The organism is Noviherbaspirillum denitrificans (genome assembly GCF_002211445.1).
Taxonomy (GTDB): Bacteria; Pseudomonadota; Gammaproteobacteria; order Burkholderiales; family Burkholderiaceae_D; genus Noviherbaspirillum; species Noviherbaspirillum denitrificans.
Window position 1 is genome coordinate 1,277,856 of the sequence record NZ_LSTO01000001.1, and the last position, 14,708, is coordinate 1,292,563.

13 protein-coding genes are annotated in these 14,708 nt (G+C 62.1%); 8 read left to right on the plus strand and 5 right to left on the minus strand.

What is annotated here, in order from left to right:
- The coding region (locus tag AYR66_RS06375) for a fasciclin domain-containing protein (RefSeq protein ID WP_088709639.1) at positions 1 to 751 on the plus strand (751 nt) is incomplete at its 5' end.
- A 98-nt stretch (positions 752 to 849) separates the two neighbouring features.
- Here AYR66_RS06375 and AYR66_RS06380 read toward each other — a convergent pair.
- The 3 genes from AYR66_RS06380 to AYR66_RS06390 all read right to left on the minus strand — a co-directional run bounded on the left by AYR66_RS06380 (position 850) and on the right by AYR66_RS06390 (position 4,248).
- Positions 850 to 1,122: a hypothetical protein gene (locus AYR66_RS06380; RefSeq protein ID WP_088706826.1), complete on the minus strand. Its 273-nt coding sequence runs from the start codon at positions 1,120 to 1,122 to the stop codon at positions 850 to 852.
- A gap of 110 nt (positions 1,123 to 1,232) precedes the next feature.
- Positions 1,233 to 2,759 (minus strand): hybrid sensor histidine kinase/response regulator, encoded by a 1,527-nt coding sequence (locus AYR66_RS06385; protein ID WP_088706827.1) that lies wholly within the window; start codon positions 2,757 to 2,759, stop codon positions 1,233 to 1,235.
- Positions 2,752 to 4,248 (minus strand): ATPase domain-containing protein, encoded by a 1,497-nt coding sequence (locus AYR66_RS06390; RefSeq protein WP_088706828.1) that lies wholly within the window; start codon positions 4,246 to 4,248, stop codon positions 2,752 to 2,754. The genes AYR66_RS06385 and AYR66_RS06390 overlap by 8 nt, the downstream gene beginning before the upstream one ends.
- Positions 4,249 to 4,478: 230 nt before the next feature.
- Here AYR66_RS06390 and AYR66_RS06395 point away from each other — a divergent pair, with 230 nt between their 5' ends.
- Positions 4,479 to 5,243, plus strand: coding sequence for a ZIP family metal transporter (locus tag AYR66_RS06395; protein ID WP_088709640.1), 765 nt, complete (start codon positions 4,479 to 4,481; stop codon positions 5,241 to 5,243).
- Here the strand turns inward: AYR66_RS06395 and AYR66_RS06400 are convergent, their stop codons facing one another.
- On the minus strand, positions 5,244 to 5,963 hold the full coding sequence (locus tag AYR66_RS06400; RefSeq protein ID WP_088706829.1) for a FadR/GntR family transcriptional regulator: 720 nt from the start codon (positions 5,961 to 5,963) through the stop codon (positions 5,244 to 5,246).
- 214 nt (positions 5,964 to 6,177) lie between these two features.
- Here AYR66_RS06400 and AYR66_RS06405 point away from each other — a divergent pair, with 214 nt between their 5' ends.
- The 5 genes from AYR66_RS06405 (at position 6,178) to AYR66_RS06425 (ending at position 13,648) form a co-directional block, all read left to right on the plus strand.
- A complete protein-coding gene (locus tag AYR66_RS06405; protein WP_088706830.1) occupies positions 6,178 to 8,958 on the plus strand; it encodes an FAD-binding and (Fe-S)-binding domain-containing protein in 2,781 nt (926 codons plus the stop codon).
- An 84-nt stretch (positions 8,959 to 9,042) separates the two neighbouring features.
- Positions 9,043 to 10,701 (plus strand): L-lactate permease, encoded by a 1,659-nt coding sequence (locus tag AYR66_RS06410; protein WP_088706831.1) that lies wholly within the window; start codon positions 9,043 to 9,045, stop codon positions 10,699 to 10,701.
- 15 nt (positions 10,702 to 10,716) lie between these two features.
- Positions 10,717 to 11,169: a universal stress protein gene (locus AYR66_RS06415; RefSeq protein ID WP_088706832.1), complete on the plus strand. Its 453-nt coding sequence runs from the start codon at positions 10,717 to 10,719 to the stop codon at positions 11,167 to 11,169.
- Between the two features lie 480 nt (positions 11,170 to 11,649).
- Positions 11,650 to 12,957 carry a solute carrier family 23 protein gene (locus tag AYR66_RS06420; RefSeq protein ID WP_088706833.1) on the plus strand — a complete coding sequence of 436 codons (1,308 nt, stop codon included), beginning with the start codon at positions 11,650 to 11,652 and terminating at the stop codon, positions 12,955 to 12,957.
- A 370-nt stretch (positions 12,958 to 13,327) separates the two neighbouring features.
- A complete protein-coding gene (locus AYR66_RS06425) occupies positions 13,328 to 13,648 on the plus strand; it encodes a hypothetical protein (protein ID WP_088706834.1) in 321 nt (106 codons plus the stop codon).
- 182 nt (positions 13,649 to 13,830) lie between these two features.
- Here AYR66_RS06425 and AYR66_RS28790 read toward each other — a convergent pair whose 3' ends face one another.
- Complete coding sequence (locus AYR66_RS28790; protein ID WP_170942081.1) at positions 13,831 to 14,106, minus strand: hypothetical protein; 276 nt, start codon at positions 14,104 to 14,106, stop codon at positions 13,831 to 13,833.
- A gap of 51 nt (positions 14,107 to 14,157) precedes the next feature.
- Between AYR66_RS28790 and AYR66_RS06435 the strand changes: the two genes are divergently transcribed.
- Positions 14,158 to 14,708: chemotaxis protein CheB (locus tag AYR66_RS06435; protein WP_141104176.1), on the plus strand; the 551-nt coding region annotated here is incomplete at its 3' end.

Genomic DNA, 14,708 nt, shown 5'->3' on the forward strand with positions numbered 1-14,708 from the left:
GGTATTCGCACCGACCGACGCGGCATTCACCCAGCTCGCGACAAGCCTGGGTTTTGCGAGCGCCACCGCCATGGTCGCGGCATTGCCGGCCGCGACCTTGAAGAGCATCCTGACCTATCACGTCCTGCCGGCCGTCAGGCAGGCTTCCGACCTGCGCGCCGCGCCGCAGTCGAACCAGGCGACACTGTATGCCTTTGATGGCAAGCCCGCCGACCTGGCGGTCAACACCAGCCAGTCATCGGTGACGATTACCGATGCGGCACTGACGACAGCAAACGTTACGGCGCCGGATGTCGCCGCAAGCAACGGCGTGATCCACGCGATCGACAAGGTGCTGGTGCCGCCGGGCGTCCTGAATATCGTGCAGATGGCGCAGGTGAATCCGCAATTGTCGTCACTCGTGAGTGCGGTCGTGAGCGCAAACCTGCAAGGAACGTTGTCCGGATCCGGACCGTTCACCGTGTTTGCGCCAACCAATACCGCGTTCTCCGCGGCGCCATCCGGCCTCTCGAGCCAGCAACTGGCGAAGGTGCTGACCTATCACGTGCTTGGCTCACAAGTGCTGGCGTCGCAGATTCCGTTCGGCGCGCCGATGACCACGCTTGCGTCGCAGACGATTGCCATCAATGCCGGCACGCCGCCGACGATCAGCGATACGACGGCCACTCCCGCGCGCATCACTGCGACGGATGTCAGGGCAAGCAACGGCGTCATCCATGTGATCGACAAGGTGCTCATTCCCGCCTTGTAGATCGGCGCCGTCCCGACGCGGAGGGATCCTGAGCCCGGATTTCCAGGAGATCCAGGCTCAGCCCGGTCGAAAGGAGTGCGTGCCTGCCTCGCCCCGGATTAATGGCCGCTGGACGACGGCTGGGTGGTATTGGGCTGTTGTGCGTTCTTGGCCTGTGCCGACTGCGCTTCCTGGGCTTCCTTCTCACGCTTGGCGGCCTTGTGGTGGCCGATGGCGCAACCCGCTGCAGCACCCACGCCACCGTGCTTTCCTGCCACATGTCCAGCCACGCCGCCGACAGCGGCACCCTTCAGGCATCCCTTGGCATTGGCCACCCCGGATACGGATGCGAGGAGGGCGACCAGAGAGAGGGCAAGCATTTGCTTTTTCATCGATGACTCCAGTAAAGGGGGATGTGCGATGCCGGCGTCGCATTATGGATGCGGCAAGCCAACATGCCTGTTAGATAGACATGTCGCCAAATAATTCAAACCGTAGTGCTTCAGGGGAATCGGATTTGCGCCAGCAAGGTCAGCAATCTGGCGGCGTTGACGGGATTGACGAGGTGATGGGCAAATCCGGCCTCGCTTGATTTTTTCCTGTCCTGCTCCTGCCCGTATCCCGTCACGGCAATGAGAACCGCGCTTTCCATTTCCGGCATCACCCGTAGCCGGCGTGCCAGCTCATAACCGTCCATGTCCGGCAAGCCGATATCAAGCAGGCAGACTTGCGGCGGCATCCGCTGGGCTTGCTCGATTGCGCCGGAAGCGGAGTATTCGGTGCACACTTCGTGCCCGGAGGCGTTGAGCAGCATGTCGAGCATGTTGGCGGCATCCACATTGTCATCCACCACCAGCACGCGCAAGGGTGTTACGGTGCCTGATGCCTGGCTCTTCGCATCCAGTCGGTCAGGCGTGGCACGGACTTCGTCGGCCAGGCGTGGCATGCGGACGGTAAACGTGCTGCCCCTGGCGAGGCCGTCACTTTTCGCCCATACACTTCCGCCATGCAGCTCGACCAGGTTCCGGACCAGCGGCAGGCCGAGTCCGAGGCCGCCCAGGGACCGGTCCGAGCTTCGCTCCCCTTGGGCGAACAGTTCAAAGACCCGCACCACTAGTGCCGGCTCCATCCCGATGCCGTTATCCGATACCTCCAGCACCACTTCATCGCCGGGGACGCGCAGGTGGACCGAGATATGGCCGTTTTCCGGCGTGTACTTCGCAGCGTTGTTGAGCAGGTTGACGACAACCTGCACCAGCCGCTTGTAGTCACCCAGCACACAGGCAGGATCGGGCGACAGATGGAGCACCAGTTCGTGCTGCCGCTTCCTGATCAGCGGATTGACTTGCTCGACCGCTTCCGACAGGACCTGGCGCATATCGACCCTGTCCTTGACCAGCTTGATCAGCTTTCTTGTCACGCGGGCGATATCCAGCAGGTCGTCGATCAGCCCGGTCATGTGCTCGACCTGCCGGGCAATGATCTCGCCGGTTTTCCTCACCCTGTCCGCGTCGTCGGCGACCAATTCAAGCAGCTGGGCGGCGGCGCCGATCGGTGCCAGCGGATTGCGCAGTTCATGCGCGAGCATCGCGAGAAATTCATCCTTGCGCTGATCCGCGAGGCGCATTTCATACTGCTTCAGCCGCGCCCGCAGTGCGGCGCGGACGGCACTGATCAAGGTGGTCACGCGCAAGGGGCGTTCCAGCAACGTCAGGTTTCCGAAACGCTCATAGGCGCCCTTGATCCAGGGCGAGTCGCTTCCGGGCTTGGTCAGGACCAGTATGGGCAGGTCAGACCAGTGCGGCTGACGGGAAATGCATTCAGTAAGAGGCCCGGATACGGTCGCGGGCAGCGCCTCTTCCACGGCGAGGACCGCTGCCGCGCCCTTGTCCAGCTCATCCAGCAATTCCGAAGGCGTTCGGCATATGAAACAGGGGAAACCGGCATGGCTCAGTGCGTTTTCCGCAAGCGCGGCGTCTTTTCCAAGGGGCGCATGGATCAGGATCCGCTGTTCTGCGATCTCAGTCATGAGGTGCGTAATCTCTCTCTGTTCCCGGATCGAATTTGGGCACACCGGTCAGCACGCCGCGGAACTGTTTCAGTACCGGCCCCACCTCGATCCCTGATGATGTGATGCGCAGTTGCCGGATGGTTCTCTCGTGCCGGCCAACACGTTTCTTGAAGATGGATATCGCCTGCTGCACTTCGCCCCGTGCTTCGAAATAACGAAGCATGATGACGTTGTCGGCAATGTAGCTCGCGTCGACCGTTGTGCTCATGTTACTGCCGAGCATGCCCTGTTGCACGCCGATCAAGAAGGTGAGGACACCGCGTTGCCCCAGGTACGTCAGCAGTTCATGCAAATGTGTGGCTAGCAGCTTCTCGTTAGGCATTGCATGCAGAAAACCGTTCAGGCTATCGATCACGACAATCTTTGCCCCCTGGCTGGCGATGCGGCAAACCTGGTGGATGAATTCGCCGGGAGTCAGCTGCGCAGGATCAATCTGCATCAATGACAGCTGACCTGTGGACAGATGCGAACGCAATTCGATGCCGAGGCTGTCGGCGCGGCTCAGGAAGGTAGACGTCGATTCTTCGAACAGGAACAGCGCCGCCCGCTCCTGGCGCTTGAGCGACGCGGAAACAAACTGTGCCGCCAGTGAGGATTTTCCCGTGCCGGGCGGTCCCGAGATCAGGGTGCTGGTGCCTTCCTCGATCCCGCCGCCAAGAAGTTGGTCGAGTTCAGGCAGGCCGCTGCCGAACTGCGCCTGCCGGAGCGTTTCACGCGATTCGGCAGCAATCAGGCGGGGATAGACCACAATGCCGCCGTGCTGGATCTTGTAGTCGTGCACCCCTTCGCGGAAGGCAATGCCGCGGTATTTGATGACTTCAATCCGGCGGCGTATGCCGCCGTAGTCGGTCGCCATCCGGTCCAGGCTGAGCACGCCATGGGCAATGCTGCGTACCTGCAAGTCGCCATTGCCCGCCGTGCGGTCATCCAGCAGCAAAGCGGTGCACGAGCGGTTTGCGAAGTACTGCTTCAGTGCGAGGACCTGGCGCCGGTACATCAATGAATTGGATGCGAGAAGCTGCAGTTCCGACAGCGAGTCGAGCACGATGCGCGTCGGCTGGATCTCTTCCGTGACAGAAAGAATTTCTTGCGCCGTCGCACTCATCTCGACATCGGTCGGGTGGAAGATCGTGTACTGCTCTTCGGGGTTGAGGATGCTTTCCGGCGGCAGCACTTCATGGATGTGAATGCCGTCGAGCGACATCTCATGGGAGGCCGCGACCGCCTGCAGCTCCGTCTTCGTTTCCGACAGCGTGATGTACAGCACGGGCTCGCCCAGTCTTGCTCCTTCGACAAGGAACTGGAGGCCGAGGGTGGTCTTGCCTGAACCCGGCGCCCCCTCGATCAGGTAAAGCCGGTCACGTGTAAACCCGCCTCGCAATATGTCGTCGAGGCCGGATATTCCACTCGAGAGAAAGACACTGGTCGAAATGTTTTGCTGAGCCATGGCATGTGTATGTGAAGTGAGGTCGGGAGATCCTTTTCACCCAGGTCCCGGAGGGATCACAAATGAGCGAGGTCATTATCAGATGATACACAGGAATGATTTCGGGGGCGTAGCGGCACAGGCAGGGCTGGCGCTCACGCGTGCCAAATAGTGGACTGAAGCGGGCAATCCGGAGTCCTATCTGTGTCGGCCGGTACACGCCTTCATAAATGAAACCGAAGGGCAACGATATGCAAATCATTCCACTTTGGGCACAAGCGGGTCTCTGGGGATTGGTGTCGGGCGGCGCCCTGGTCATCGGGGCAGGGGTCGCCTATTTCATTGCTGTTCCGCAGAGGATCATTGCAGCCATCATGGCGTTCGGCAGCGGCGTGCTGATCTCGGCATTGTCATTCGAACTGATGGACGAAGCGTATAGAACCGGCGGCTTCACCGCGACGGCAATCGGCTTTCTGGGAGGCGCCGCCGTCTATACCCTGGCAAACTGGCTGCTAGCCCGTCAAGGCGCCAAGCATCGCAAGCGTTCCGGCGGTCGCCAGCCTTCGGAACAGGAGTCCAGCGGGAGCGGCATGGCGATCGCCGTCGGCGCCTTGCTGGATGGCATACCGGAATCGATCGTGATCGGCCTGTCCATGCTGCATAGCGGCGCCGTCAGCCTCGTTGCCGTGGTTGCCATCTTCCTGTCGAACATACCGGAAGGGCTGTCCAGCGCAGCGGGCATGAAAAAGGCCGGCCGCCACGCCGGTTACATCTTTGGTGTGTGGGGTGGCATTGCGATCGTGTCGGGGCTCGCCGCGCTGACCGGTTACGCCGTGTTCAAGGACTTTCCGCCGGAGGTCGTCAGCGCCACGACGGCTACCGCTGCCGGAGCAATTCTGGCGATGCTGGTCGATACCATGATCCCGGAAGCATTTGAAGAAGCGCACAATTTCGCCGGGCTCATTACCGTGGCGGGCTTTCTTGCCGCATTTGCGCTGAGCAAGTTGGGCGGGTGATCAGGCCTCGGCTTCTCGCATGTCGGCCGACTTCCCTGCATGCCGCACCAGTTCCGAGCGCGTGAAGTCCATATGGACCTGCATCGCTTCACGCGCGTTGTCGGGCTGCCCGAGCCGGATCGCATCCCAGATCGCCTGATGCTGCTCGCGCAGGCCTGCGGTTGCATCATGCATGCCGATCAGGTTAAGGGATATGTGCTCGCGCAGCATGCGCACGATGCCCGCATGCAGAAAGCGGAACATGCTGTTGTGCGAGGCCTCGGCGATCGCTTCGTGGAAATCCGCGTCCGCACGCATCTCGGCGGCGCGCTCGCCGGTATCGTAAGCGTCGCACAGTCGCGCAAACACGGCTTCGATCCGGGCCAGGTCATCCTCCGTCGCGCGAATGGCGGCATAGTAGGCCGCCGCGCCTTCCAGTTCGCGCCGGAACTCCAGGGTATCCCAGCGCAGGTCGGGATGTTCGGCTACCAGCTGGCGCCACGGCGAGACGATGTTTGCCTGCAGGCGTTCGGTCACGAATACGCCACTGCCGCGCCGGCTTTCAAGCATGCCGCGCGCCTTCAGGGATGACACTGCTTCTCGCAACGAGGCGCGCGACACGCCCAGCGCCTCGGCCAGGTCGCGCTCCGGCGGCAGCCTCGTCCCCGCAGTCCACGAGCCGTCGAGCAGGCGCAACTCCAACGCGCGTCTTGCCTTATCGGCAACCTTGTGCTCACCCATAGTGCACTCCTGAAAATTGCGTCGCACGCCGAACATGGAGAATTGGTCTGACCAATTTGACGTTTATTTTAGCTGGCGCGAGCATACGCGCACTAATTGCAAAAAAAAAATAATTCGGAGACCGCGATACGCAAGGTATCGCGTACCTCCTGCCAGCAGCACACCGCCGACGCCCGCGCGGTAGCACCTTAGCAACCGACTGAAGAGAGCAACTGTGAATCCCTTGATTCAAGCCCTTGGCCGCCTCCTGCCTGAACGCCAGGTCATTACCGACGATCTCCGCCGCCTGGCCTATGGCACGGATGCCAGCTTCTACCGGATGACGCCGGAGGTGGTCGCGGTGGTTGAATCCGAAGATGAAGTGCAGGGCCTGCTGCACGCCGCGCTCGCCCACCAGCGCACGGTCACGTTCCGCGCCGCCGGCACCAGCCTGTCGGGCCAGGCAGTGACGGACAGCGTGCTGGCGCTGATCGGCGAAGGTTTTGCCAACTGCGAAATCGCGCCCGGGGCTGAGCTGGTGCGACTGGGGCCCGGCATCACCGGCGGCGAGGTCAATGCGCGGCTCGCACCGCACGGCCGCAAGATCGGCCCCGACCCGGCCTCCATCAATGCCTGCAAGATCGGCGGCATCGCCGCCAACAACGCCTCCGGCATGTGCTGCGGCACCGCGCAGAACAGCTACCGCACGCTGGCTGGCATGCGCGTCATGCTGGCGGACGGCACGCTGCTCGATACCGAGGATGCGGCGAGTGTTGCCGCCTTCCGCAAGAGCCATGCAAGCCTGCTGGACGAACTCGCTCAGCTCGCATCCGCCACGCGCGCGGACGGCAAGCTGGCCGAACGCATCCGTCACAAGTACAAGATCAAGAACACGACCGGCTACAGCCTGAACGCGCTGGTCGACTTTGAAGACCCGATCGATATCCTTTCGCACCTGATGATCGGTTCCGAAGGCACGCTCGGCTTCATCTCGCGCATCACGCTGAACACCGTCGCCGAGGCGCCGAACAAGGCGAGTGCGCTGGTGTTCTTCCCGACCATCGAAGCTGCCTGCCAGGCGGTCATTCGCCTGAAGCAGGAATCGGTGTCGGCGGTCGAACTGCTCGACCGCCCGGCGCTGCGTTCAGTCGAGAACAAGCCGGGCCTGCCCGCCGCCATTCGCAGCCTCGACAATGATGCCGCCGCGCTGCTGATCGAAGTGCGCGCTGACTCGGTTGCCGTACTGGAGCGGCGCATCAATGCCGCATTGGCTGCGTTGTCGGGCATCGACACGGTTCACCTGCCGGCGTTTTCCACCGATCCGGCCACCTGCGACATGTACTGGAAAGTGCGCAAGGGCACCTTCCCGTCGGTGGGGGCCGTGCGCCGCGCCGGCACGACGGTCATCATCGAGGACGTGGCCTTCCCGGTCGAATCGCTCGCCGCCGCCACCGTCGACCTGCAGGCGCTGATGCGCCGCCACGGTTACAGCGAAGGAATCATCTTCGGCCATGCGCTGGAAGGCAACCTGCATTTCGTGTTCACCCAGGACTTCTCCGACCAGGCGGAAGTGGATCGCTACGCGCGCTTCATGGACGATGTGTGCGAGCTGGTCGTCGACAAGTACGACGGCTCGCTCAAGGCCGAGCATGGCACCGGCCGCAACATGGCGCCCTTCGTCGAGAAGGAATGGGGCAAGCAGGCTACCGACCTCATGCGCCGCATCAAGCAGCTGTTCGATCCGAACAACCTGCTCAACCCCGGCGTCATCCTCAATGACGACGCGCAGGCGCACCTCAAGCATCTCAAGCCGATGCCGGCGGCCGAGGACATCGTCGACCGCTGCATCGAATGCGGTTTCTGCGAACCGGTATGCCCGTCGCACCGTCTCACGCTGTCGCCGCGCCAGCGCATCGTCAGCTGGCGCAACCTGTCGCAACGCGCCGCCGCCGGCGAGCGCGCGACCGAAGCCGAAGCGGACTTCGCCTATCTTGGCCTGGATACCTGCGCCGGCTGCGGCATGTGTTCCACTGCCTGCCCGGTCGGCATCGACACGGGTGAACTGACGCGCCTGCTGCGCGGCCGCGGGCTCGGCAACACTTCCCGCAAGGTCGGTGAGTGGACCAGCAATCATTTCGGTTCCGTCACCGCACTGTCGCGCCTTGGCCTGCGTGCCGGCCATGCCGCATCGAGCATCGCCGGCAACGCACTCCTCGGCCGCATCACCGATGGCATGTGGAAGCGCGGCATGCCGCAGGCGGGCAGGGCGCCCAGCCAGTATCGTGGTGCGGGCGATCCCGTCGTGTATTTCCCGGCATGCGCCGGACGCATCTTCGGCGCCAACACGACCGGTGAAGCGACGCAGCCGGAAGTCGTCATGGAATTGCTGGTACGCGCCGGCTACGCGCCGCGCCTGCCGGAAGGATTCGACAGCCTGTGCTGCGGCCAGGCGCTGGCCAGCAAGGGCATGGCGCAGGAAGCCGACGACATGGCCGCTGCCGTGACCAAGGCGCTGTTGAAAGCGGCCGACGACGGCCAGGGCGGCTACTACCCGATCATCATGGATGCCAGCGCATGTTCGGTGCGCATGCAAAAGCTGCTGGATCCGCGCCTCAAGCTGTACGACTTCCACGAATTCGCGCACGACGCACTGCTGCCCCGCCTGCGGCTCACCCGCAAGCCGGGCCCGGTCGCCCTGCACATCAATTGCAGCGTGCGCCGCACCGCAACGGACGCCAAGCTGCGCCGTGTGATCGAGGCCTGCGCCGAGCAGGTCGTCGAGCCCGCCGGCGTGACTTGCTGCGGCTTCGGCGGCGACCGCGGATTTGTCGTTCCCGAACTCAATGCGCACGCACTGCGCAAGGTGCATGAAGGCCTGCCATCAAATTGCTGCGAGGGGGTGTCCACCAATCGGACTTGTGAAATCGGATTGACCGCCGAGACCGGACGCCCCTATCGTTCCATTGCTTACCTGCTCGAAGAATGCAGCCGGGAGGAGGGTACGATGCATTGCTGAGCAAATAAAAATTTTTAGTGCGAATCGCAGGGAAACAATCTTGCGCTTCGCTTCTCAATTCATTGGATGTAGGAAGAGACTATTATGATTTGGCAACAAATTTACGATCCGTTCGGCAACATGGTCATCTCGACCCTGCTGGCAGCAATTCCGGTCGTGGTCATGCTCGTGGCACTGGGTTTTTTGCATATCAAGGCACACATCGCAGCGGGCCTTGGCTTGCTGGCAGCGGTGATCGTTGCCGTCTTGGCATACGGCATGCCGATCGCAATGGCCGGCAAGGCAGCAATGTTCGGTGGCTTCACCGGCCTGTTGCCGATCGGCTGGATCGTGCTCAACATTATTTTCCTGCAGCAGCTGGCCGAACAGAACGGCAGCTTCAAGGTGCTGCAAGCGTCGCTGTCGGGCATTACCGATGACCGCCGCCTGCAATTGCTGCTGATCGCCTTCTGCTTCGGCGCATTCTTCGAAGGCGCCGCAGGCTTCGGCACTCCGGTGGCAGTGACCGCCGGCATTCTGATCGGCCTCGGTTTCTCGCCGCTGGCCGCGTCGGGCCTGAGCCTGATCGCCAACACTGCACCGGTTGCATTCGGCGCGCTCGGTACGCCGGTCATCACGCTGGCCAAGGTGCACGGCTACGACCTGATGGAAGTGACCGCGATGATCGGCCGCCAGCTGCCGTTCTTCTCGGTGCTGGTGCCGTTCTGGCTGATCTGGGCGTTTGCCGGCCGCAAGGCGATGATGGAAATCTGGCCCGCGATCCTGGTGACCGGCCTGTCGTTCGCGATTCCGCAGTACCTGGTCTCCAACTTTATCGGACCGGAACTGGTCGACATCATCGCCGCGATCGTCTCGATGATTTCGCTGGTCCTGTTCCTGCGCGTGTGGCAGCCCAAGAAGATCTGGACCTCGCCGACCCTGAAGGGCCATGAGCATGACAGCGGCGAAGCCAAGGCAGCCGAACCGGTCGTGACCTACTCCCGCGCAGAACTGATCCGCGCCTGGACGCCGTGGACCATCCTGACCGTGTTCGTGTTCATCTGGGGCTTGCCGTCGGTGAAGACCTTCCTGAACAATCTCTACGCACCGAAGTTCCCGATCGAAGGCTTGAACAACCTGATCATGAAGATGCCGCCGGTCGTGCCGAAACCGCACCCGGAAGCTGCTGTCTACGTACTCAACCTGCTCTCGGCCACCGGCACCGGTATCTTGCTGGCTGCCATCGTCGGCGCGCTGGTCATGAAGTACAAGCCCACCGAGATCGTGCGTACCTTCTTCCGCACCTTCTGGCTGGTGCGCTACTCGCTCATCACCATCGTGCTGATGCTGGCGCTGGGCACGCTGACCCGTTTCTCCGGCACCGACACCACGCTCGGCCTGGCGTTCGCCAACACCGGCGTGCTGTATCCGTTCTTCGGTACCCTGATGGGCTGGATCGGCGTCGCGATGACCGGTTCCGACACCGCATCCAACGTGCTGTTCGGCGGCATGCAGCGCGTCGCGGCGGAACAACTCGGCCTGTCACCCAACCTGATGGGCGCGGCCAACAGCTCCGGCGGCGTGATGGGCAAGATGATCGATGCGCAATCCATCGTCGTGGCATCCACGGCAACGCGCTGGTTCAACCATGAAGGCGACATCCTGCGCTATGTGTTCTTCCACTCCATCGCGCTGGCTTCCCTGGTCGGCCTGTTCGTGACGCTGCAGGCCTACGTGTTCCCGTTCACCGCCATGGTCAAATAATTCAGGAGAAAGACAATGTACAAACGTATTTTTGTAGCGATCGACGACAGCACCACGTCGCAAAAGGCGCTGGAGGAAGCCGTCAACCTGGCCAGCGCCCTCGGCGCAACCCTGTGCGTTGCGACCGCCACCGACGAAGGTCCGCTGGCGCAACACGGAATGGGGCTCGGCTCCTACATCGACGTCGACAAGGTCAAGGATGAAATGCGCGCGGCCAACACCACGCTGCTGCAGCAGGCGGTTGCCAAGGCCACCGCGGCTGGCTGCAAGGCCGAGCACATGCTGATCCCGCCGTCACAGCGTCGCGTGGCGGAAATGATCGCCGAGGCAGCCGGGCAGTGGAATGCCGACCTGGTCGTCGTCGGCACGCATGGCCGTCGCGGCGTCGAACGCCTGCTGGTCGGCAGCGTGGCCGAGAACCTGGTGCGCATTGCCACGACCTCGTTGATGCTCGTGCGCGAGCAATAAGCAGGCGGAAAGTCAAAGACCAGCCGAGTGCAGCGCGTGGCGGCATTGCCATCCATGCGCAGCACTCGAATGGTCGTGATTTCCAGCAGCACAATGAAAAACGGCCCGCGATGCGGGCCGTTTTAATTTGAACCTGCCGCATAGTGCCGGCACCCCAGAACCTTGGGTTCCATGGGGGTCGGAAGTGGCATGGCTTCGGGTTCATCGCATTACGACAATCACTCCCGCCATGACGCATTTCCAACCAATGCGCTCGATCGTCCAAAGGATGTTTTGGCACGTGTGAACGCGACAGGTGAACTCCATACTACGCTTTTGTCCGCTGGTGTCAAGGCAGGTTGGACGCATTCCTTGAAATTGTTCGCTGACTCCGGATTGTCTTTACAGGCGTACCCCAATAAACTTCCCGTTGGAAAATATTTACCTGAACCAAAGGACGACTGTGCTCTACCGGCGCGTCCGATTATATGGAAGACATCAATGAAAGAATCTTACTTCCCTCAATGGCGCCTGCGGCAAAGTACCAATGACGGCCAGGGGCCGGTGATCGCCACCGACGAGCGGCTGCCGTGGCCGCAGACGATCGCGATGGGCCTGCAGCACGTGGTTGCGATGTTCGGCGCCACGGTGCTCGCACCGCTGCTGATGGGCTTCGATCCCAACCTCGCGATCTTCATGTCGGGTATCGGTACGTTGCTCTTCTTCGTGTTCGTCGGCGGCCGGGTGCCGAGCTATCTCGGCTCGAGCTTCGCGTTCATCGGTCTCGTGATCATGGTATCGGGCTACGGCGGCCAGGGGCCGAATGCCAACATGGGTGTTGCGCTGGGCGGCATCATCGCCTGCGGCGCGGTGTACACGCTGATCGGCCTGCTGGTGTCGGCAGTCGGCACCAACTGGATTGAAAAGCTGATGCCGCCGGTGGTCACCGGCGCAGTCGTCGCGGTGATCGGCCTGAATCTCGCGCCGATCGCTGTGAAAGGCGTCATGGGCAACAACTTCGATGCGTGGATGGCGTTGCTGACGATCCTGTGCGTCGGCGGCGTCGCGGTGTTCACGCGCGGCATGGCGCAACGGCTGCTGATCCTGATCGGCCTGATGCTCGCCTACGTCTTTTACGCAGTACTGACCAATGGCATGGGCCTTGGCAAACCGATCGATTTCACTTCGGTCGCCAATGCCGCATGGTTCGGCGTGCCGCATTTCGTGTCGCCGGTATTCCGCGCCGACGCGATGGCATTGCTGGCGCCGGTCGCGGTGATCCTCGCCGCGGAAAACCTCGGCCACATCAAGGCCGTCAGCGCGATGACCGGCCAGAACCTCGATCGCTACATGGGCCGTGCCTTCGTCGGCGACGGCGTCGCCACCATGTTGTCCGGCTCCGTGGGCGGCACAGGCGTGACGACCTATGCGGAAAACATCGGCGTGATGGCGGTGACGAAAATCTATTCCACGCTGGTGTTCGTGGTCGCGGCCGTGGTCGCACTGGTGCTCGGCTTCTCGCCGAAATTCGGCGCGGTCATTCAAACCATTCCCGGCGCGGTGCTGGGCGGTGTGTCGATTGTCGTGTTCGGTCTGATCGCTGTCGCGGGCGCGCGCATCTGGGTCGAGAACAAGGTTGACTTTGCAAACAACCGTAACCTGATCGTGGCAGCGGTGACGCTGGTGCTGGGCGCCGGGGATTTCACCCTGAAGCTGGGCCAGTTCGCACTCGGCGGCATCGGTACCGCAACGTTCGGCGCAATCTTGCTGCATGCCTTGCTGTCGATGCGGAAGGATGCGTCGGCGTAAGCCTGCTTTAACCGGGCTCCTGTGCGAGCCCGGTCCTGTCCGCTGGCGCTCTTCTTGTGCCAGCCACCCGAAATCGGCAGCTCCTGGCCGAGCGCTGCGGACTGCTGCAGCTACCGTGACGAAGAGAGACATTTTCATGACTCTCTCCAATTCATGAGAGAAACGTCATAGGTTGCCTGACGCCCGCATCGATAAAGTAGATGGCGCGACGCCAGGCACTTAACGGATTTGGCGAGCGGGTTATTCCATCGAACTTGGTCCGGCGGGGATACAGTGCCGGCCTTTACGGTCAGATATGAAGGTACGGCGGCACATTGACGCCGTCAGGTGCATTCGTCCTGTTCATTGCATTGCGAAAAGGAGTCGTGTGATGTTCCCACTCCCTCTTCTGGCAACGCTTGCGGCTGCAGTGTTTTCGACCGCCGTGCTTGCCCAATCGACCCCTTCGTCTTCAGACCCGGACAAGACTAGCGCGGCAAGCAGTGGAAGCTCGGAAGCTGCGCCGCCGGCAAGCGCGGCGCACTACGACATGGAAGACTGCAGAAAGGACATGGCCAACGCAAGGGAGGCGAAACAGGCAGGGCATATCACCGAGCGGGAGTATGCCGAACAGAAAAAAATGGCGCAGGCGAAGCTGAAGAGAGACTCCGGCCGGGACGAATCCGCGCAGAAGGGCATGGGTTGCCAATGAGGAAGGCGACTCGCATTCTTCCCGGGGCGCCATAGTGCAATATGTCCATCAGCCGCGACATATCTTCCGTTCGCGGTGGCGGCTCTTCCGGGTGTAGCCCTGCCTGGATATTGCACATCGATCAGTGCGGCTTCTGCGGCACGCGAAGTCCTGGCCGGCGTTGAAGGAAGACCTCGATGCTTTTACACGTGGAAACGCGACCCGGCCTTCATGGGGATAAGGAGCCCGTCGCCTTTATGCTGGGGAACACGCGCGTTGAAGTAGCGGAAATTCTCGATAGATGGATCGGTAGTGATCACAGCTACTTCAGGATCTGCGCGAGCGACCATGCGACCTACATATTGCGCCATGAACCGCTGTTGAACCAGTGGGAACTTACGCTGTTCAAGGCGCAGATATGAAACGCAGCGCCAGCCGATATTCACGGCGTTGAATTCGGGATTCGGATCCGTTGTCATATCGGTGGCGTCTTCATCGCGCTTACCTAAATCCCTTCGCAGGTTCCATGTATGGACAGTCTGAAACCGAATCCGGCGGGCGTGGGGCCAGCTGCGGCGGACCGCCTTTCCTTTCCTGTCGTAGGCATCGGTGCGTCCTCCGGGGGCTTCGCGGCGCTCACCACTTTGCTGCAAAACATGCCGGCATCGCCCGGCATGGCGCTGGTGATCATCCTGCATCTGCCGGCCGATGGGCCCAGCGGCGCGGACCGGGTGCTGCAGGCAGCGACCAGACTGCCGGTCGTGCAGGTCAATCACGCCACGCCGATTTTGCCCAACCACATCTACGTCATTCCGCCCGCCCGCAGCCTGAAGATGCGGGACGGCCACCTGGTGCTCGGTGAACGCGACCGTGCGCGGGGCGATCCGACCACCATCGATGTCTTTTTCCGCACATTGGCCGTCACGCACAAGGAGAATGCCATCGGTGTCGTTTTGTCCGGCATGGGGGCGGACGGCACGGCAGGCCTGGCGTGCATCAAGGAGCAAGGCGGCGTCACCATCGCCCAGTTGCCCGCCGATGCCGACGAGAGCAGCATGCCGCAATCGGCGGGCGACTCAGG

Bases quoted from the DNA above. Each gene is read 5' to 3' on its own strand.
- AYR66_RS06395 (WP_088709640.1), top strand. From the start codon at position 4,479: ATGCAAATCATTCCACTTTGGGCACAAGCGGGTCTCTGGGGATTGGTG.
- AYR66_RS06390 (WP_088706828.1), bottom strand. From the start codon at position 4,248: ATGGCTCAGCAAAACATTTCGACCAGTGTCTTTCTCTCGAGTGGAATA.
- AYR66_RS06410 (WP_088706831.1), top strand. From the start codon at position 9,043: ATGATTTGGCAACAAATTTACGATCCGTTCGGCAACATGGTCATCTCG.
- AYR66_RS06415 (WP_088706832.1), top strand. From the start codon at position 10,717: ATGTACAAACGTATTTTTGTAGCGATCGACGACAGCACCACGTCGCAA.
- AYR66_RS06420 (WP_088706833.1), top strand. From the start codon at position 11,650: ATGAAAGAATCTTACTTCCCTCAATGGCGCCTGCGGCAAAGTACCAAT.
- AYR66_RS28790 (WP_170942081.1), bottom strand. From the start codon at position 14,106: ATGACAACGGATCCGAATCCCGAATTCAACGCCGTGAATATCGGCTGG.
- AYR66_RS06380 (WP_088706826.1), bottom strand. From the start codon at position 1,122: ATGAAAAAGCAAATGCTTGCCCTCTCTCTGGTCGCCCTCCTCGCATCC.
- AYR66_RS06425 (WP_088706834.1), top strand. From the start codon at position 13,328: ATGTTCCCACTCCCTCTTCTGGCAACGCTTGCGGCTGCAGTGTTTTCG.
- AYR66_RS06385 (WP_088706827.1), bottom strand. From the start codon at position 2,759: ATGACTGAGATCGCAGAACAGCGGATCCTGATCCATGCGCCCCTTGGA.
- AYR66_RS06400 (WP_088706829.1), bottom strand. From the start codon at position 5,963: ATGGGTGAGCACAAGGTTGCCGATAAGGCAAGACGCGCGTTGGAGTTG.